Raw genomic sequence first — 18,471 nt, 5'->3', positions numbered from 1 at the left:
TAATACAAGTGGCTCACGTATTAAGGAAAGAATTAACGCTGTCTCAAATTATAGCCATGGCGGCTGGAGGTATGATAGCAGCGTGGATGGTGGAAATCAGATACTGGTTTGAACTCACTGGTCCTAGCTCGTTACTGTGCCTTCTTGCATGTGGCATTATATTAATGCCGCTTTGTTTAATTTATACGGAGATGACGGCAATGTTGCCATTTGCTGGAGGGGAAAATATTTGGACGAGCAATGCATATAATTGGGATATAGGCTGGATTGTAGGCTGGTTTATGTTTTTACTATACCTATCTGCAATGCCGAATGTAACTATTGGAATATCTACCATGATATCCTATTTATACCCTTTGAATTTCATTGAGTTAAAAATTTTAGCGTGTTTTATTATATCTTTGTGGTTTATAATGGTAAATTTAGAAATAAAACATTTGGCGAAAATCCAAAATATGATGTTTTGGAGCACATTAGTTATTTCAGTGTTAGCATCCTTGATTTTTATCTTCAATGAGCAGTGGCATTGGAAGAACCTTTCGCCGTGGTTCCCCAAGGGGCTGGCCGGTCTTTCAGCAGGGTTAGGGTTATTAATGTTTAAATTTATTGGCTTTGACCTGATACCTCAACTTGTAGAAGAATCAAATTTTTCTAAAAAGAAAATCATTTTAGGATTCGTTGGTAGTATGTTATGTACTTTTCTAGTCTATGGATTGGCAATCGTAGGCGTTGCGGGTATTGTCTCAAATGATTGGATTGCAAAGGCAGATATTGTCGATCCAAGAGTCGCAGACATGATTGGAATACACTGGCTTGCACTGGTCATTGTAATTATGGGGGCTATCACATGCGTTACAACTCTGTCTGGATTTTGGTTAGCCGCATCAAGAACAATTTTCGGCGCTGCCGTTCAAAGGCAGGTTCCAAAAAAACTTGCAGAAATAAATAGATGGGGGCAGCCATGGGTCGCTAATTTAGTCGTCTATATATGCTCGCTCTATTTTTGCATAATGGCACCCGAAGCATGGATAAACTATATTTTTACAATAACAGTAGGCGCGGCAGGTATTATATACCTCTTTGTCTCCCTCTCCTTCCTTAAACTTAGGAAAACGCACCCGGAGTGGAAGCGGCCGTATGTGTGCCCGTTTGGGGTTTTTATGGGTATTGAGTCCATGCTATTCTGTGTCTACTGTTTATATCAATGTGTTGTTGCCATGGATGCTGCTACATGGATTGCCCTTGGCATTTATTTTTTCATAGGCGCGCTGTTGTATATGTACGCGAAATATCAACAGAGACACGATCCTGTAAATTGGGAGCCATTTATTCCTTCTCCAACCAACACAACGGAAGAAATCTGCGAGAACAGTAGAGCATAGAGCCTGTAGCAAAAAATATATTTTAGTAAACCTTAGCGTCTAATAGGAGAACAAACGTCGGTGCTGATAACAGCCAGCTGCGGCGTTTCGTGTACATTGACAGTTAAAGTAAAAATTTTTTTGCAAGCAAGACGAAAGCGGCGCGCTTGAAGGAGTCTCTTCAAGCGCGCCGGCCGCTGTTTTTTTGCCTTTTTACGCCCGCTGTGGCTTGAGCGGATATTTTTCCTTGTCCTTCGCGTCTTCCGCTTTATAAAATTCTTCTATCCTGTCTAAAATGTAGCGGCGCTTCTCCTTGTCGGGCAGATTTTCGTCTATCCCCGCGGGATCGATCGCGTCGCCGAATGTCACCGAAAGCTTGCAGGGGCGCGGAAATTTCATATGAGGTGAAAGGGCGCGGTATGTGCCGGCGCAGTAGACCGGGACGACGGGCGCGCCGGTCTTGAGCGCCATGATCGCGACGCCGCCTTCGAGCGGGTGCAGCAGCCCGTCCTCCGTCCTGTGCCCTTCGGGGCAGATGAAGAGGTCGAAGCCCCCGCTGACGTAGCCTATCGCTTGGCGCAGCAGCGCTGCGGAGCTGTTTTTGTTTTCCTGCGACACCGGCAGCGTGCCCATGATGCGCAGAAAGGCGCCGAAGGGTTTGAAGGAAAATAATTTGTCCCACGCGATGAACTTCAGATAGCGCGGGTAGAAGGCGTAGCCGACGAGCGGCGGGTCAAGGTAGCTCGCGTGATTGGACGCGACGATCACCGCGCGCCCGCGCGGAATTTTTTCCGTGCCGTAAACGGAGATTCTGTGGTAGATGTGGAAATATATCGAGACGATGAAGCGCGTTATCTGATAGACGATATTTCTCTGAGATTTCATGCGGAAGCCCCCTCGTTTTCTGTATAATAGAATAACGCAGGACGTGCGGGATTGACAAGGGAGGCGATATCCCGATGGGCGAAGAAAAAAACGGCGAAGAAAGTAAAAAGAGAAAAAGTATCCTCGGCACGATAGGGCGTGACTTTTTCATGGGCTGCGTGGCGCTGATGCCGCTGGCGCTTTTTATCATCCTGTTCTTCTACCTCCTGGTCTTCTTCGAGTCGGTAGGCTCCGTCATCTTCGGCATCACTCAGTCGCGCGAGAGGACCGCGGCGATAAGCGTTTTCCTCGTGCTCGGCACGATCTATATAGGCAGGAAGCTCCGTAGGCACGAACGCTCCCTGCTGAACCTGCTGGAACAGTTCGTGATCTCAAAGATTCCGATAATAGGCGGGCTTTACACGACGATTCGCGACATCATACAGACCTTCACCTCCGACGACGGCAAAAATTATCTCGGCACTGTGAAGATAGCCGCAGCCGGGGGCTATATGATAGGCTTCGTCACGCGGCGCAAGGTGCTGCCGGACGGAAGCGCGCAGCTCTCCGTTTTTGTACCGACGTCGCCGAATCCGACGACTGGGCTGGTATTTTTCATTCCCGAGGAGGCGGTGGAGTATATGGATATGACGCCGGAGGCCGCCTTTTCAAAGATAATTTCGCTCGGCTTCAAATAGGAGAATGAATTACACGAATAGAAGCTACAAACAGAAAATTTCAGTGTATAATAAAAAAGATGGTATTGTAAGCACCGGCGCAGCGCGCCGTGAATTTAGGAGGTTATCTGCAGATGGAACAGATTCGTAATCTTGATCAGCTTCTCGTATACGCCAGGGAAGTGGGACCGAAGAAGTTAAGCGTCGCCTGCGCCGAAGACGATGTCGTCATGAAGGCCGTAGAAGAGGCCCGCGCACTCGGCATCGTAGACGCGATACTCGTCGGCAACGGAGAGAAGATCAAAGCGGTGCTCGACAAGATGGGGCTCGACGCGGCGAATTACGAGATCGTCGACGAAAAGCGCGGCCACGCGGCGGCGGCGCTCAGGGCCGTCGAGCTCGTCTCTACAGGGCAGGCGGACGTGCTCATGAAGGGCATGCTCGAGACCGCGGACTTCCTGCGCGGCGTGCTCAACAAGGAAGTCGGGCTGCGCAACGGCAAAGCGCTCCTCTCTCACGCGTATATCCACCAGATCGAAGGCTACGACCATCTCTTTTTCGTATCGGACGGCGTTTTCAACCTCTATCCGGACCTCAAGGCGAAGATTTCGATAGTGAAGAACGTCGTCGCTCTCACGCACGCCTTCGGGCTTGATAATCCCAAGGTCGCAGTCCTCGGGGCGGTCGAAGTCGTGAACCCCGACATGCCGCCGACGGTCGACGCCGCGGCGCTCGCTCAGATGAGCCGTCGCGGGCAGATCAAGGGCTGCACGATCGACGGACCTCTTGCGATCGACAACGCGGTGTCGGAAGAATCGGCGAAACACAAGGGCATCAAGTCCGAAGTCGCCGGACGCGCCGACGTGCTCATCGTTCCGGAGATCGAATCCGGCAACATCCTCGTCAAGTCGATCGTCTACTTCTCCAAGAACAAGACGGCCGCCATCGTGCTCGGCACGAAGGCCCCGATCGTCCTGACGAGCCGCGCCGACTCGGCGGAGACTAAGCTCCTTTCTATCGCTTCCGCGGTAACGCTCGCGGCGCATCAGGCGAAGTGACGCAATAACGGCGTGAAATTACCCGGGTTTGCCGTGCCCAGCGCGGCAGGCCCCGGTTTTTTTCGCGCCCTTTTCGCCATGTCGGACGAATTTCACTCAGAAGTCATAACCCTTCCCGGCTCTTTCGGCAGCCGTGAGGTAAAGCTCAGCCGTCTTTTCCCCAACGTCCCGAACGGCGTACACGTGCTGTTGCTGCACGGCGTGCACAGCTCCGCGAACCTCTCTCCGCACAACAAGTTCAGCCATCTCGCCCATATCTTAGCAGAGCGCGGGATAACCCCGTGGCTCTGCGAGACGAGCCGCAGGCAGGTGAGCCGCGACGATTATCCGGACAACCTCCGGGGCTGGATAACGGACGCGTTCGGCGGGAAGAGCTTCCCCGACGAGCTCGCCGACTGCGAGGGAGCCTTCTCGCACGTTGCGCTGCATAAGCCGCATGAGACGTGGCTCTGGGGTTTTTCGCTCGGAGGCGTGATAGCACTGGCGCTCGCGGCGAAGTACGAGGTGGAGAGGGTAATAATGAGCGGCACCGGGCTCGTCTCAGCGCCGGACGCCGAGCGCGATATGATCCTGCTTCCGATACTCTCGACGCTGCGCGAAAATCTCTCCCCCGAAATGCTGAGGGAAATCAAGGCGGAAAGCACGACTCTCTTTCGCGGGACGAACGACGCGATATTCTCCGACGAAGCCTGTCGCGATCTGATAGATGCGATAGGGTTGCCGGCTGAGCGCAAAAAATATTTTGCGATAGAGGGGGCGGACCATTCGCTGAAGATACGCGGCGGACGCCGCGACGCGAAGATCATGGACGAAATGCTCGCCTTGCTGTTAGCCACATGAGATTTTTCGCAGCAGAGATGATTCTCATCCTCTTGATTCTCTTTTCGTCCAGCCCGCCCGCCGCGGCCGCGGTGGATTATCAGGAGCTTCAGGAGGACCCGCTCGAGACCGCGATAAAGAAGCTTGCCTCGCCGGGCGGCATCGACTGGGACAGGGAAGAAATGATAACTGGCGGCGCACCGGATATCATAAAAGATATGAAATGGCCGCTGAAAAGCTTCACACTGAGCCGCGGTTTCAGGCGCGGAGGGCATTCGGGACTCGACCTTATAGCGCCGAAGGGGACACCCGTTCTCGCGGCGCTCGACGGCATCGTCGAGATCGTATCGAACGGCGGAGCCGGCTTCCGCGGCTACGGCAAGGTCGTTCTGATAAACCACGGCGGTAAGCTGTGGACCCTCTACTCCCACAACACAACGAACAATGTAAAGGTCGGACAGCGCGTGAAACAGGGCGACGTTATAGCGACCGTAGGCATGACCGGACGCGCGACGACATACCATCTTCACTTCGAGGTCCGCAACGCCAAGGGGACGCCCCTTAATCCTATCAAATATCTGCCGGAGGGTGGCGTCATAAAAAGGCGCTGACTCCATCAGAACTTACATCGCTCAAAAACGTTTTTATCCGCCGGGCTTTTGGATAATCCCCATTTTTCTGCTATAATTGCAACACAATATAGTTGCAATATAGAGGGGGTTGACATGCTTTCTGTCGACGTTTCAAAGAAGTTGGGAATTTTTGCGCTGGAAATTTCTTTGCAAATTGAAAACCCGGGCATTACCGCGCTCTTCGGGCCGTCCGGCGCGGGCAAGAGCACATTTGCTAAGATAATCGCCGGCTTATGCGCGCCGGAGAGAGGGCGCATTGCCTTTGAGGATAAGGCCTTCTTCGATTCGGCGAAGGGCGTGGATCTTCCGCCGGAGCGCCGCGGTGTCGGCTTTCTTTTTCAGGAGCACAGGCTCTTCCCTCATATGAGCGTTTATAAAAATTTATCCTTTGGGCGCGTCGCCGGAGGGCGCAGGCCGTGCTGCGGGGTCGAAGAAATTTCGGAGGTCTTCGGCATCACGCCACTGCTGGATAGGAAGCCGGCGTCGCTCTCCGGAGGCGAGAGCCAGCGCGCCGCGCTGGCGCGCGCAATACTCGCGGCGGAGAATTTCATCATAATGGACGAGCCCCTCTCGTCGCTCGACGAAGCTTTGAAGGACGACCTGCTCGGCTATATAGAAAAAATTCCGCCGCTCTTCGGCTTCCCGATCATCTATATCACACATTCGAAAGACGAGGTGCTCCGCCTGGCGGAGAAAGCCGTGATCGTAAAGGAAGGCCGCGTCGAAAAAAGCGGCTCAGCGGCTGAAATGATGAAAAGCGACGCTTAGCGCCCTTTTTATAAAAAAACGAAAGGAAGTAGTGCGATGAAAAAGTTTTTGACGGCGCTTCTCGTTCTTATCCTCTGCCGCGGCGCGGCGATCGCGGCGCCGCTTTCGGTCACGACTGGAGCCGGCTATATGAAGATGGTGAGGGAGCTCGCCCTTGTTTACAGGGGCGGCGGGAAGGAGATAACCGAGGTATACGGCGGCAACCTCGGGCAGATGCTCGCGCAGATCTCGGCCGGGAACGGCGTCAACGTGGTGATCAGCGACAGGGGCACGCTGAAAAGCATCAAGACGGATGTGAAATTCTCGCAGACGCAGCCTCTCGGCGCGACGGCTCTCGTCCTCGCCTGGCGCAAAGGCGTCGAAATATCGTCGCCGAACGACCTCGTCTCCGACGGCGTGAAGTCTGTAGCCTACCCCGACCCGAAGGCCGCAATCTACGGGCGTGCGGCGTCGAAGTACCTTGAAAACACGGGGTTGGGCAAAAAGATAGCGCCGAAGGTCAGCCAGCTCTCGACGGTGCCGCAGGTCTTTTCCTACCTCGTCTCAGGCGAAATGGACGCCGGCTTCGTGAACCGCGTCGTCGTGCGCGCCGGCGGCGACAAAATAGGAGGCTCGCTCGAAATCCCCTCCGGCTACCCGCCGATCGTGATGATCGCGGCGGTGGTCGCCGGCGAAGAGAAGAACGAAGCCGTCGCCGACTTCATAGGCTTCTTAGGGAGCGCGAAGGCCAAGGCAATAATGGACAAGCACGGGGTGCGCTGAGGAAGATATAAAATCAACGCTCATATATTCTCCGCTATTTCCTTTCCGATAAAGCTGACCGCGGCGGGCTGCGGCGCTGCGCTCATTCTATTTCTCCTGCTCGGGCTGCCCGCCGCGCTGTGGTTCGCGCGTTCGCGTTCCTTCGCCGCGAAGGCCGCGGCCTTCCTCGTCACGCTGCCGCTCGTCTTCCCGCCGATCGCGCTGGGCTATATGTTGCTCGTGCTGCTCGGAAGGAACGGCGTTATTGGCTCTCCGCTCGCTGAGCATCTGGGCGTGCGCCTCGTCTTCACGCGCGCGGCCGTCGCGCTCTCCGCCTTCGTCGCGGGGCTGCCGCTTTTCGTGCGCCCAGTGCAGGCGGCGTTCGGCTCTGCTGCTATAATAAGGTTTGAGGAGGCGTCGCGCGTCCTCGGCTGCGGTCCCGTGAAAACATTTTTCTTCGTCACGGCGCCGCTCGCGAAAAAGAGCATTTTAGGCGGGCTGCTGCTTTCCGTCACGCGCGCCGCGGGCGAGGTCGGCATCACGATGATGCTCGGAGGAAACATCGCCGGACGGACGAACACTCTATCGCTTGAGATATTCAACTGCGTTTCGCGCGGCGATTTCGACGAAGCTGCCTCCCTATGCGCGATACTCGCCATGCTGGGCCTTGCCGCGTACGCCGCGCTGGAGAGACTTCAAAAGGAGAGATGATGCATGTTCTACATTTCCGACAGATATCTTGAAGAGCTGATACAGGAGGACCTTCAACATATGGACCTCACGGTGATGGCGATGGGGATAGAGGACGCGCCCGGGGTCGTCGAATGCTCCCCAAAAAACGACTGCGTCGCGGCGGGCGTCGAGGAGGCCGCGCGCATCTTTGAAAAGTGCGGCGCCAGGGCCGAAATTAAAAGAGCCTCCGGCTCCGCGTTGCGCGCCGGCGAAGTCTGCCTCTCGGCCCGCGGCGCAGCCGGGGCGCTCCACGCGTGCTACAAGCTGGCGCAGAACGTGATGGAATATTCCTGCGGCATAGCGACGCGAACAGCCAAAATGCTCGAAGCTGCCCGCGCCGTGAATCCTAAAATCCACATCGCGGTGACGCGCAAGCATTTCCCCGGAGCTAAGGCCCTCTCGCTGAAAGCGGCCCTCGCCGGAGGTGCGTCGCCGCACCGCCTCGGGCTCTCCGATTCCATTCTCGCATTCGCCCAGCACCGCGTCTTCAGCGACGACTTCTTCTCGCTGATCCCCCAAATGGCCGCGGCGTTCCCCGAGAAAAAAATCGAAGCGGAAGCCGAGGACGCCTACGAAGCCCTCTCATTCCTCCGCGCCGGCGCCGACGTCGTGCAGTGTGAGCGCTTCTCTCCGGCCGAACTCGAGGCGTTCGTCAAAGAGGCGCGGGAAAAATTCCCGCGTGCGATCATCGCAGCGGCCGGCGGCATAAACGCGTCGAACGCGGCCGAGTACGCCGCGGCCGGCGCCGACATCCTCGTGACGTCATGGGTCTACTTCGGGAAGCCCGAGGACATAAAAATGAAATTCAACAGAGCATAAAGCCGATAAAACAATTGCAGCCGGATACCGCAGCGGCCTTCCCGTTCAGAGAGGGCCGTTTTTAAATGTAAAAGTTTTCCGTTTATTCTTTTCACTATTGTTCGTAAAAAGAATATTTTTGTTCGCATTTCAGTGTTGTCCGTCCGAATATAATGTGATATATTTTATATGCAACAAAGTTGCGATTGAAAACCGTGTCGTTCTTGATTTGCAACAATATTGCGTTAAAATAGTGACGGAGGTACTGATATGAACAATGCAGTTATGAAATTTGCCAAGCCGAGCAACGAGCCTTCCCGGAGCTACTGCGTGGGCAGCGCCGAGAGGAAGCTGCTCAAAGAGGCTATCAAAAAGATCGAATCCGAGGTCGCGGAGATCCCACTCGTAATCAACGGCGAAATGGTATTCACCGGAGACAAAGGGAAGGTCGTGATGCCTCACGACCACGCGCACGTACTGGCCGTCTACCACAAGGCCGGAGCGAAGGATATGCGACGCGCGGTCGAGGCGGCGAACGGCGCGCATAAAAGCTGGGGCACAGTGCCGTGGACTGAGCGCGCCGCTATAGTGCTGAAAATAGCCGAATTGATCGATAAAAAGTACCGCTATATCCTGGACGCGGCGACGATGATGGGACAGAGCAAGACGGCGTGGCAGGCGGAGATCGAAGCTGCGAGCGAGACTATCGACTACTTACGCTACGGCGCGCACTGCATGACGGAGATATACAGCGAGCAGCCGAGTTCGGAGGAAGGCGTCATCAACCACATCGAATACAGGCCACTCGAAGGCTTCGTCTACGCCGTATCCCCCTTCAACTTCACCGCGATCGCGGCGAACCTGCCGATGGCCCCCGTGATGATGGGCAACACGGTCGTCTGGAAGCCCGCGACGACTTCGCTGCTCTCGAGCTGGTATCTGATGAAAATATTCATGGAAGCCGGGGTGCCGGCCGGCGTGCTGAACTTCATGCCGGGGCCGGGCTCCGTCGGGAGCGGCGTCGTGCTCGCGAGCAAAGAGCTCGCGGGAATCCACTTCACCGGCTCGACGCAGGTTTTCAACAGCTTCTGGAAGGGCGTCGCCGATAATCTTTCGCTATACCGTTCGTATCCGCGCATCGTAGGCGAGACGGGCGGCAAGGACTTCGTATTCATCCACAACTCCGCCGACATCAAAGCGGCGGCGGCCGCGATACTCAGGGGCGCCTTCGAGTATCAGGGACAGAAGTGCTCCGCGACGTCGCGCGCGTACGTCCCCGCGAGCCGCTGGGATGAACTCTACGCCGAATTCAAGTCGATGATGGCCGAGGTCAAGGTCGGCGACCCGCGCGACTTCCGCAACTTCGTCAACGCCGTCATCGACGAAAGCTCGTTCGACAACTGCATGGAGTATCTCAATTACGCGAAGAGCGCGCACGACGCCGAGATACTTTTCGGAGGCGCGGGCGACAAGAGCGTAGGCTACTTCGTGCAGCCGACGATCATCAAGACGACGGATCCCCGCTTCCGTACGATGGAAGAGGAGATATTCGGCCCGATCGTCACCCTATACGTTTACGACGACGACAAATACGAAGAGACGCTGAAGCTTTGCAACGAGACTTCGCCCTACGGCCTTACCGGCTCCGTTTTCTGCACGGAGCGCGAGGCGCTCGCGAAGGCGGACGACATATTGAGGTACGCTGCCGGCAACTTCTACATCAACGACAAGACGACGGGCGCCAGCGTAGGGCTCCAGCCCTTCGGCGGATCGAGGGGATCCGGCACGAACGACAAGGCTGGCAGCAAATTCAATCTGATGCGCTGGTGCTCGCCGAGGACGGTAAAGGAAAACCTTCTTCCTCCGCATGATTTCAAGTATCCCTTCATGCGCGAAGAATAAAACTGCCAAACAGCTCTCCCAATCGGATCGCCGCGCCTGAGCAGCGCGGCAACGTAAGGAACCGGCGCGCCCTCGCCGGTTCCTTCTTTTGGGCTGCGCTTCTCACGAAATAAAAAAGCCTTTGCGGCGAGTTCTACCGCGAGTTTTACTTGCTGCATCAGATTTACTTTCGTCGTCCGTTACATTATAATTTTGAAAATTTGCGAAAAGGGATCGATCATGGAAATTTCTGAGGGGACAAGGAAGGCTTTTAAATACGCGTCAAGGGACACGTTTCCCGTTATGACGGCGTTTCTCGTGCTCGGCGCAGGCTACGGGGTTCTGATGCGCAGCAAGGGCGTCGGCTGGGCGTGGCCGGGCGTTATGAGCCTCCTGATCTTCGCCGGCTCGATGCAGTTCGTCGCGGCGGACCTCATAGCGAGCGGCGCCTCCCTGCTTTCTGCCGCGCTTATGACGCTGATGGTGAACTTCCGCCACATCTTTTACGGCGTCTCGATGCTGGAAAAATATAAAAACACGGGCGCGCGAAAGCCCGTGCTGATATTCGGGCTTTGCGACGAGACCTTCTCTCTCGTCTGCTCCGCAGATATGCCTGAGGAAGTCAACCTGAAGGATTACTACCTCTTCGTTACGCTGCTCGACATATCCTACTGGGTGGCGGGCAGCTTCCTCGGCGGCCTGTTGGGCGGCGCGCTCGCCTTCAACGCTGAGGGCGTCGACTTTGCGATGACGGCGCTCTTCACGGTGATATTCGTCGAACAGTGGGAGGGCGCGAAGGAGCACCTCCCGGCGCTCACCGGCCTCGCGCTTTCATTGCTCTCGCTTCTTCTCTTCGGCCCGGCGAATTTCCTCATCCCGGCGCTGCTGCTGATCGCCGCCGCGCTCTCCGCCGAGAGGCGGCTCATCGAGAGGAGGGCGCACGATGCCGGCTGATTCATACATCCTCTCGATGACGCTCGTGATAGCCGCGGTGACGATGCTGACGCGCTTCCTGCCTTTCATACTCTTTCGCAGAAAGACGCCTCCGGCGGTAATTTACCTGAGCGGCGTGCTGCCGTACGCGATAATGGGCATGCTCGTCGTCTACTGCCTTAAAAACGTTTCGCTTCTCGCCGCGCCGCACGGAGCGCCGGAGGCGCTGTCGCTCGCCGTGGTCGTCCTCCTACACAGGTGGAAGCGCAACATGCTCCTCTCGGTGCTGGGGGGGACGCTGCTCTACATGTGGCTCGTGCAGTCGGTATTCGCGTGAGCAAAAGCCTTACTGACCGGCTGCGCATAATTCACATAAAAAATATCGGCGGCTGGCCTCTGTAAAAACGCCTGAAATCCTCAAAACCTTCTCTGCCAGAGCTTCAAGCCAGCGTGGCATAATTTTTTTGTCAACAATTCGAATAAATTTTTACACAAAACGACAAATCATGATATAGTTGGACAGGATAATTTTTTCTTTTGTTCAGCATTGCAATTTTTACGATAAAACGCCTATCAGAGAAGGGATGGAAAATATGGCGAATAGTCTCAAGGATTTCACAAACATTTACCAGCTCAGCAAAACGTTGAGATTCGAACTGAAGCCTATAGGAAAGACGGAAGAACATATAAACCGGAAACTTATCATAATGCACGATGAAAAACGCGGTGAAGATTATAAAAGCGTAACGAAACTCATCGACGATTACCACAGGAAATTTATACATGAGACGCTCGACCCCGCTCATTTTGACTGGAATCCTTTGGCGGAGGCACTCATTCAGAGCGGTAGCAAAAACAACAAGGCTTTGCCGGCAGAACAAAAAGAGATGCGCGAAAAAATTATAAGTATGTTTACGTCTCAGGCGGTTTATAAGAAGCTGTTTAAAAAAGAGCTTTTCTCCGAACTGCTTCCGGAAATGATAAAGTCCGAGCTTGTCTCCGACTTGGAAAAACAGGCGCAGCTTGACGCGGTTAAGTCTTTTGATAAATTTTCTACGTACTTTACAGGATTCCATGAAAACCGGAAAAACATTTATTCAAAGAAAGATACCAGCACATCTATCGCATTCCGTATCGTACATCAGAACTTTCCAAAGTTCCTGGCGAACGTCCGTGCGTACACTTTAATTAAAGAAAGGGCGCCGGAGGTCATAGACAAAGCGCAGAAAGAGCTCTCCGGGATATTAGGCGGCAAAACGCTTGATGACATATTCAGCATTGAGAGTTTCAACAATGTCCTGACTCAGGACAAGATCGATTACTACAACCAGATAATCGGCGGCGTATCAGGCAAGGCCGGAGACAAAAAGCTCCGCGGCGTTAACGAGTTCTCAAACCTTTACAGACAGCAGCATCCAGAAGTGGCAAGTCTGCGGATTAAGATGGTTCCGCTGTACAAACAGATCCTCAGCGACAGAACTACGCTCTCATTCGTGCCGGAGGCGCTGAAAGACGACGAACAGGCGATCAATGCCGTGGACGGCCTTCGTTCGGAGCTCGAACGCAACGATATCTTTAACAGAATAAAAAGGCTCTTCGGCAAAAATAATTTATATTCTTTAGACAAAATCTGGATAAAAAACAGCTCTATTTCCGCGTTCTCCAATGAGCTGTTCAAAAACTGGAGCTTTATTGAAGACGCGCTGAAAGAATTTAAAGAAAATGAATTTAACGGCGCAAGAAGCGCGGGCAAGAAGGCAGAGAAATGGCTCAAGTCAAAATACTTCTCATTTGCTGATATAGACGCTGCTGTCAAATCCTACAGCGAACAGGTTTCCGCCGATATATCTTCAGCTCCTTCAGCCAGTTACTTTGCTAAGTTCACAAACCTAATCGAGACGGCGGCTGAAAATGGGCGAAAATTCAGCTACTTCGCCGCGGAAAGCAAGGCTTTTCGCGGGGACGACGGCAAAACGGAAATCATAAAGGCTTACCTGGACAGCCTGAACGACATCCTTCACTGCCTGAAGCCGTTTGAGACAGAGGACATCTCTGATATCGATACTGAATTCTACTCGGCCTTTGCCGAGATATATGACAGCGTAAAGGATGTGATCCCCGTCTATAACGCGGTCAGAAATTACACAACGCAAAAACCATTCAGTACTGAGAAGTTCAAGCTGAACTTTGAAAACCCGGCTCTTGCCAAAGGATGGGACAAGAATAAAGAACAGAACAACACGGCTATAATTTTGATGAAAGACGGAAAATATTACCTTGGCGTGATTGACAAAAACAATAAGCTCAGAGCGGACGATCTGGCCGATGACGGCAGTGCCTACGGCTATATGAAAATGAATTATAAATTTATTCCAACTCCTCATATGGAGTTGCCAAAAGTCTTTCTCCCGAAAAGAGCTCCTAAGCGCTACAACCCATCGCGTGAGATTCTTCTGATAAAAGAAAATAAGACATTTATAAAAGACAAAAACTTTAACAGAACAGATTGTCACAAGCTGATTGACTTTTTTAAAGACTCCATAAATAAACACAAAGACTGGAGGACGTTTGGCTTTGATTTTTCCGATACCGATTCATATGAAGACATCAGCGATTTTTACATGGAAGTTCAGGATCAGGGCTATAAGCTCACCTTCACGCGTCTTTCAGCGGAGAAAATCGATAAGTGGGTAGAGGAAGGCAGACTCTTCCTATTCCAGATATACAACAAAGATTTTGCGGACGGCGCGCAGGGAAGCCCGAATCTGCACACGCTCTACTGGAAAGCTATATTCTCGGAAGAGAATCTAAAGGACGTGGTGTTGAAGCTCAACGGAGAAGCCGAGCTCTTCTTCCGCAGAAAGAGCATCGATAAGCCTGCTGTGCATGCGAAAGGTTCGATGAAGGTCAACAGGCGCGATATCGACGGCAATCCTATCGACGAGGGTACGTATGTCGAAATATGCGGCTATGCCAACGGCAAAAGGGATATGGCTTCTTTGAACGCCGGCGCGCGCGGGCTCATAGAGAGCGGCCTCGTACGCATAACAGAAGTAAAGCATGAGCTTGTCAAAGACAAGCGCTACACTATAGACAAATATTTCTTCCACGTTCCCTTCACCATAAATTTTAAGGCACAGGGGCAGGGCAATATCAACAGCGATGTCAACCTCTTCCTCAGGAATAACAAAGACGTGAATATAATCGGCATCGACCGCGGCGAGCGCAATCTCGTCTATGTCTCCCTTATCGACAGGGATGGGCACATAAAGTTACAGAAGGACTTCAACATTATCGGCGGAATGGACTATCACGCGAAGCTTAACCAGAAGGAAAAGGAGCGCGACACCGCCCGCAAAAGCTGGAAAACAATAGGTACGATAAAAGAGCTAAAAGAAGGCTACCTCTCTCAGGTCGTGCATGAGATAGTCAGGCTGGCGGTCGACAACAACGCCGTGATTGTCATGGAAGACCTTAATATAGGCTTCAAGCGCGGCCGCTTCAAGGTCGAAAAGCAGGTTTATCAAAAATTTGAAAAGATGCTTATAGATAAGCTGAACTATCTCGTTTTCAAAGACGCCGGGTATGACGCCCCGTGCGGAATACTGAAAGGCCTGCAGCTTACTGAAAAGTTCGAAAGTTTTACGAAGTTGGGAAAGCAGTGCGGAATAATTTTTTACATACCCGCCGGCTACACCTCAAAGATCGACCCGACTACGGGGTTTGTAAATCTATTCAACATAAACGACGTCTCTTCAAAAGAAAAACAGAAGGATTTTATCGGAAAGCTTGACAGCATACGCTTTGACGCCAAAAGGGATATGTTCACTTTTGAATTCGACTACGATAAATTCAGGACATATCAGACCTCATACCGTAAAAAATGGGCGGTGTGGACGAACGGCAAAAGAATCGTAAGAGAAAAAGACAAAGACGGAAAGTTCCGCATGAATGATAGATTATTGACAGAAGATATGAAAAATATTCTCAACAAGTATGCTCTCGCTTACAAGGCCGGAGAGGACATCCTCCCTGATGTGATTAGCAGAGATAAAAGCCTTGCGTCGGAAATCTTTTACGTTTTCAAAAACACTCTGCAGATGAGGAACAGCAAAAGAGATACCGGCGAAGACTTCATAATATCGCCCGTACTTAACGCCAAAGGCCGCTTTTTCGACAGCAGAAAAACAGATGCCGCGCTTCCGATCGACGCGGACGCAAACGGTGCGTATCATATCGCGCTCAAAGGCTCACTTGTTCTCGACGCCATAGACGAAAAGCTGAAAGAGGACGGAAGAATAGATTATAAGGATATGGCGGTCTCCAACCCGAAATGGTTTGAATTTATGCAGACGAGAAAATTTGACTTTTAACGGAGTGGGGCGGAATATGGACGATATAATCCTATTTTCTCAGCTTAACGACTTCATATTCTGCCCTATTTCCATATACTTTCATAACCTTTACGGGAAGATGGACACAATGCTTTTTCAGAACACCGACCAAATCAACGGGACAAACGCGCATGAGGCGATAGACAAAGGGAGATATTCCACAAAAAAGAAGATACTTCAAGGCGCCTCCCTGTACTGCGAACGCTACCGGCTCTGCGGCAAACTCGACACGTTCGACATTGACAAAGGTATTCTGACCGAACGCAAAAAGAAAATAACGACTGTATACGACGGCTACATCTTTCAGCTTTACGCGCAGTATTTTTCTCTGACGGAAGCAGGATATGCAATCAGGCAGATACGCCTCTACAGCCTTGACGACAACAAAGTATTTCAGGTAAAAGCGCCCAATGAAGATACCGAAATGCTTGCAAGGTTTGAAAATACGATCAAAGCTCTGCGCGAATTTCAGCCTGAGGGCTTTATTCAGACCAACACGGCAAAATGCGGGAGATGTATCTACGAGCCAGCATGCGATAGGAGCGCTTTGGCGCAATGATAAACGTCAACGAATTCGAAAAAAAGCAGATACTGTTCATATTTTTGAATTTCGGGGAAAGCCTTTCCTTTGCCAACGACAATATAATCGTAAAAGACAGGGACGGTGAAATCAGACACCAGTCGACCTGCTACAGAATCTTTGCCTTGTTCCTCATAGGTAACTTCACGATGACAAGCGGGATACTGCAGCGTTCGCATAAATTCGGCTTTCCTATCATCCTTATGACGTATACGATGCGGCCGTACGACGTTATCGGAAACAGGATGGAAGGAAATGTAATACTCCACAGGAAGCAATATTCATATACAGGACTTGAGCTTGCGAAACACTTTGTGGAAAATAAACTAGTGAATCAGCGCTCAGCTCTCGCGCGGCAGAGGAACAAAACCGATGAGATAAAAGAAGCGATCGAACAAATTGAAAAACACACAGCTGAAGTTAGAACATACGAAGGTGAACTGCCTGGGCTTATCGGTCTTGAAGGCTCAGCCGCACGAATCTATTTCAAAAACCACTTCAATAACGTTGAATGGAAGGGGAGAAAACCTCGCATAAAAAGTGATTACGTGAACAGCACGCTGGATATAGGCTACACAATTTTATTCGGCATTGTGGAATCTCTTTTAAAGCTTTATGGCTTTGACCTCTATCAGGGGGTGCTTCACCGCCAGTTTTACATGAGAAAATCGCTTGTATGCGATTTGGTGGAGCCGCTGCGTCCGCTGATCGACATTCAGATAAAAAAATCAATAAACCTTGGACAGTGCAAAGCTGAAGATTTTCAGGTTATTGACGGCCGCAATGTTTTGTCATGGGATAAAAATAAAGACTACATCTATTTTCTGATGAAACCAATACTTGAGCATAAAAGAGAAATATTCCTCTACATACAGGGTTATTACAGAAAATTTATGAAAGGATCACAAGCGGAAGACTTTCCTTACTTTAACATAGATAGGGATGAAGGAGAATGATACTTGTCAGTTATGATATTTCAGACGACAAGCTGCGGACAAAATTTTTCAAGTATATCTCAAAGTTCGGACACAGGCTGCAATATTCTGTTTTTGAAATCGACAACAGCGAAAAAATACTGTCGAATATCCAGGCGGAAATCACACACAAATTTGAACCGAAATTTTCCCAGAGTGACAGTGTGATGATATTCCGCCTTTCAAAAACTTGTGAAATTATCAGAATGGGCTATGCTAAAAATGATGAGTCCGATATAATAGTGGTGTGAAAATAGTTTGCGGAGAAAAATTGCAAACCTCAGTCTTAATTAAAAATGGGAGCCGATTTTATTGACATTAACGAAGATTACTCTCGAAAACAGAGTTGCGCACCTTGACAAAAAGCAAAAAAGAATGGATTTTTGGTAGTGTAACTTATTCTGTGTAAACCCCTTGCCCCTGGATCGATGTAAGACATCAAAGGGTTACCGTTACTGCTTCAGTATCACCATAATGACATACGCTATCCGGGCTGTCAATGGACTGCAGCCCGGACTTTTCTTATAGGCGTTTAGGGCTATTCCAGATCTCCGGGTTCTATGCGTTCCTCAAAGTAAATGCACAGCTGTGACAGAATTTTACTCCAGTCCCTGTCCCTGCCGGTCCACTTTTCAGTGATGTCCATCGTCGCAAGATAAAGGAGCTTGAGAAGGGCGTCGTCTGAGGGGAAGATCGTACGTGTTTTTGTCACTTTCCTGAGCTGCCGGTTGTAGTTCTCGATCTGGTTTGTCGTATAGATCATCCGGCGCAGCTCATAGGGATACTTGAAATAAGCGGATAACTGAGGCCAGTTGTTCCGCCAGCTCGCTACCGAAGACGGGTATTTCGAGCCCCACTTCTCTTCAAGTCTGTCAAGCCCTTCCTCGGCCTGCTCCAGTGTAGGAGCCTGATAGACACCCTTCAAATCATTCATAAAAGCCTTAATGTCCTTGTAAGAGACGAATTTTGTCGTGTAACGGATCTGATGGACGATGCAGCGCTGGACTTCGGCCTTGGGATATACGGCGCTTATCGCATCTGCAAAGCCTGTCAGGCCGTCGACGGAGATAATGAAAATATCTTCGGTACCGCGATTACGGATCTCGTTAAGGACACCGACCCAGTACTTGGCGCTCTCATTTCCGCCGACCCACAGGCCAAGGACTTCACGATGCCCGTCCAGTCTTGTCCCAATAGCAACATAAACGGCTTTCTTGACGGTTCGGCCGTCCTGCCTCACATGAAATGCACGGCTCTCA

General features: G+C 51.6%; 19 protein-coding genes. 16 read left to right on the top strand and 3 right to left on the bottom strand.

The window, feature by feature from the left end; translation table 11 throughout:
- Positions 1 to 8 precede the first annotated feature (8 nt).
- Positions 9 to 1,382 (top strand): APC family permease, encoded by a 1,374-nt coding sequence (locus EH55_RS06435; protein WP_037975908.1) that lies wholly within the window; start codon positions 9 to 11, stop codon positions 1,380 to 1,382.
- Between the two features lie 192 nt (positions 1,383 to 1,574).
- On the opposite strand, the gene EH55_RS06430 is transcribed toward EH55_RS06435, so the two are convergent.
- Positions 1,575 to 2,246, bottom strand: coding sequence for a lysophospholipid acyltransferase family protein (locus tag EH55_RS06430; RefSeq protein ID WP_051682708.1), 672 nt, complete (start codon positions 2,244 to 2,246; stop codon positions 1,575 to 1,577).
- 74 nt (positions 2,247 to 2,320) lie between these two features.
- Here EH55_RS06430 and EH55_RS06425 point away from each other — a divergent pair, with 74 nt between their 5' ends.
- From EH55_RS06425 to modA, 6 genes are all read left to right on the top strand, one after another.
- Positions 2,321 to 2,923: a DUF502 domain-containing protein gene (locus EH55_RS06425; protein ID WP_037975907.1), complete on the top strand. Its 603-nt coding sequence runs from the start codon at positions 2,321 to 2,323 to the stop codon at positions 2,921 to 2,923.
- A 113-nt stretch (positions 2,924 to 3,036) separates the two neighbouring features.
- Positions 3,037 to 3,960: a phosphate butyryltransferase gene (locus EH55_RS06420; RefSeq protein WP_037975905.1), complete on the top strand. Its 924-nt coding sequence runs from the start codon at positions 3,037 to 3,039 to the stop codon at positions 3,958 to 3,960.
- A 78-nt stretch (positions 3,961 to 4,038) separates the two neighbouring features.
- Positions 4,039 to 4,800 carry an alpha/beta hydrolase gene (locus EH55_RS06415; RefSeq protein WP_037975904.1) on the top strand — a complete coding sequence of 254 codons (762 nt, stop codon included), beginning with the start codon at positions 4,039 to 4,041 and terminating at the stop codon, positions 4,798 to 4,800.
- Positions 4,797 to 5,390, top strand: a complete 594-nt coding sequence (locus tag EH55_RS06410; RefSeq protein ID WP_051682707.1) for a M23 family metallopeptidase — start codon at positions 4,797 to 4,799, stop codon at positions 5,388 to 5,390. Before EH55_RS06415 ends, EH55_RS06410 begins: the two co-directional genes overlap by 4 nt.
- 114 nt (positions 5,391 to 5,504) lie before the next feature.
- The gene (locus tag EH55_RS06405; protein ID WP_037975901.1) at positions 5,505 to 6,179 is read left to right on the top strand and encodes an ATP-binding cassette domain-containing protein; all 675 of its coding nucleotides are present in this window, start codon (positions 5,505 to 5,507) and stop codon (positions 6,177 to 6,179) included.
- 36 nt (positions 6,180 to 6,215) lie between these two features.
- A complete protein-coding gene (gene modA, locus EH55_RS06400; RefSeq protein WP_037975899.1) occupies positions 6,216 to 6,941 on the top strand; it encodes a molybdate ABC transporter substrate-binding protein in 726 nt (241 codons plus the stop codon).
- Between the two features lie 20 nt (positions 6,942 to 6,961).
- Here modA and EH55_RS14730 read toward each other — a convergent pair whose 3' ends face one another.
- Positions 6,962 to 7,114 carry a hypothetical protein gene (locus EH55_RS14730; RefSeq protein WP_236617090.1) on the bottom strand — a complete coding sequence of 51 codons (153 nt, stop codon included), beginning with the start codon at positions 7,112 to 7,114 and terminating at the stop codon, positions 6,962 to 6,964.
- On the opposite strand from EH55_RS14730, the gene EH55_RS06395 reads away from it, so the two are divergent.
- The 9 genes from EH55_RS06395 to cas2 all read left to right on the top strand — a co-directional run bounded on the left by EH55_RS06395 (position 7,047) and on the right by cas2 (position 17,463).
- The gene (locus EH55_RS06395; protein WP_320645771.1) at positions 7,047 to 7,631 is read left to right on the top strand and encodes a molybdate ABC transporter permease subunit; all 585 of its coding nucleotides are present in this window, start codon (positions 7,047 to 7,049) and stop codon (positions 7,629 to 7,631) included. The genes EH55_RS14730 and EH55_RS06395 overlap by 68 nt on opposite strands.
- Positions 7,632 to 7,634: 3 nt before the next feature.
- Positions 7,635 to 8,471 carry a ModD protein gene (gene modD / locus EH55_RS06390; protein ID WP_037975896.1) on the top strand — a complete coding sequence of 279 codons (837 nt, stop codon included), beginning with the start codon at positions 7,635 to 7,637 and terminating at the stop codon, positions 8,469 to 8,471.
- 249 nt (positions 8,472 to 8,720) lie between these two features.
- Positions 8,721 to 10,352, top strand: coding sequence for an L-glutamate gamma-semialdehyde dehydrogenase (pruA, locus tag EH55_RS06385; protein ID WP_037975895.1), 1,632 nt, complete (start codon positions 8,721 to 8,723; stop codon positions 10,350 to 10,352).
- A 219-nt stretch (positions 10,353 to 10,571) separates the two neighbouring features.
- A complete protein-coding gene (locus EH55_RS06380) occupies positions 10,572 to 11,285 on the top strand; it encodes an AzlC family ABC transporter permease (protein ID WP_037975892.1) in 714 nt (237 codons plus the stop codon).
- The gene (locus EH55_RS06375) at positions 11,275 to 11,601 is read left to right on the top strand and encodes a branched-chain amino acid transporter permease (RefSeq protein ID WP_037975889.1); all 327 of its coding nucleotides are present in this window, start codon (positions 11,275 to 11,277) and stop codon (positions 11,599 to 11,601) included. Before EH55_RS06380 ends, EH55_RS06375 begins: the two co-directional genes overlap by 11 nt.
- 256 nt (positions 11,602 to 11,857) lie before the next feature.
- Positions 11,858 to 15,637, top strand: a complete 3,780-nt coding sequence (gene cas12a / locus EH55_RS06370) for a type V CRISPR-associated protein Cas12a/Cpf1 (protein ID WP_037975888.1) — start codon at positions 11,858 to 11,860, stop codon at positions 15,635 to 15,637.
- Between the two features lie 16 nt (positions 15,638 to 15,653).
- Positions 15,654 to 16,217, top strand: coding sequence for a type V CRISPR-associated protein Cas4 (cas4, locus tag EH55_RS06365; protein ID WP_051682705.1), 564 nt, complete (start codon positions 15,654 to 15,656; stop codon positions 16,215 to 16,217).
- Positions 16,214 to 17,194 carry a type V CRISPR-associated endonuclease Cas1 gene (cas1, locus tag EH55_RS06360; RefSeq protein WP_037975885.1) on the top strand — a complete coding sequence of 327 codons (981 nt, stop codon included), beginning with the start codon at positions 16,214 to 16,216 and terminating at the stop codon, positions 17,192 to 17,194. The genes cas4 and cas1 overlap by 4 nt, the downstream gene beginning before the upstream one ends.
- The gene (cas2, locus tag EH55_RS06355) at positions 17,191 to 17,463 is read left to right on the top strand and encodes a CRISPR-associated endonuclease Cas2 (protein WP_037975884.1); all 273 of its coding nucleotides are present in this window, start codon (positions 17,191 to 17,193) and stop codon (positions 17,461 to 17,463) included. Before cas1 ends, cas2 begins: the two co-directional genes overlap by 4 nt.
- Before the next feature lie 287 nt (positions 17,464 to 17,750).
- On the opposite strand, the gene EH55_RS06350 is transcribed toward cas2, so the two are convergent.
- Positions 17,751 to 18,471: IS256 family transposase (locus EH55_RS06350; RefSeq protein ID WP_037975882.1), on the bottom strand; the 721-nt coding region annotated here is incomplete at its 5' end.

This window comes from Synergistes jonesii (assembly GCF_000712295.1).
In the GTDB taxonomy this organism is placed as follows: Bacteria; Synergistota; Synergistia; order Synergistales; family Synergistaceae; genus Synergistes; species Synergistes jonesii.
Note: the sequence above shows the minus strand (reverse complement) of the source record. Positions and strands in the feature narration are given on the sequence as shown.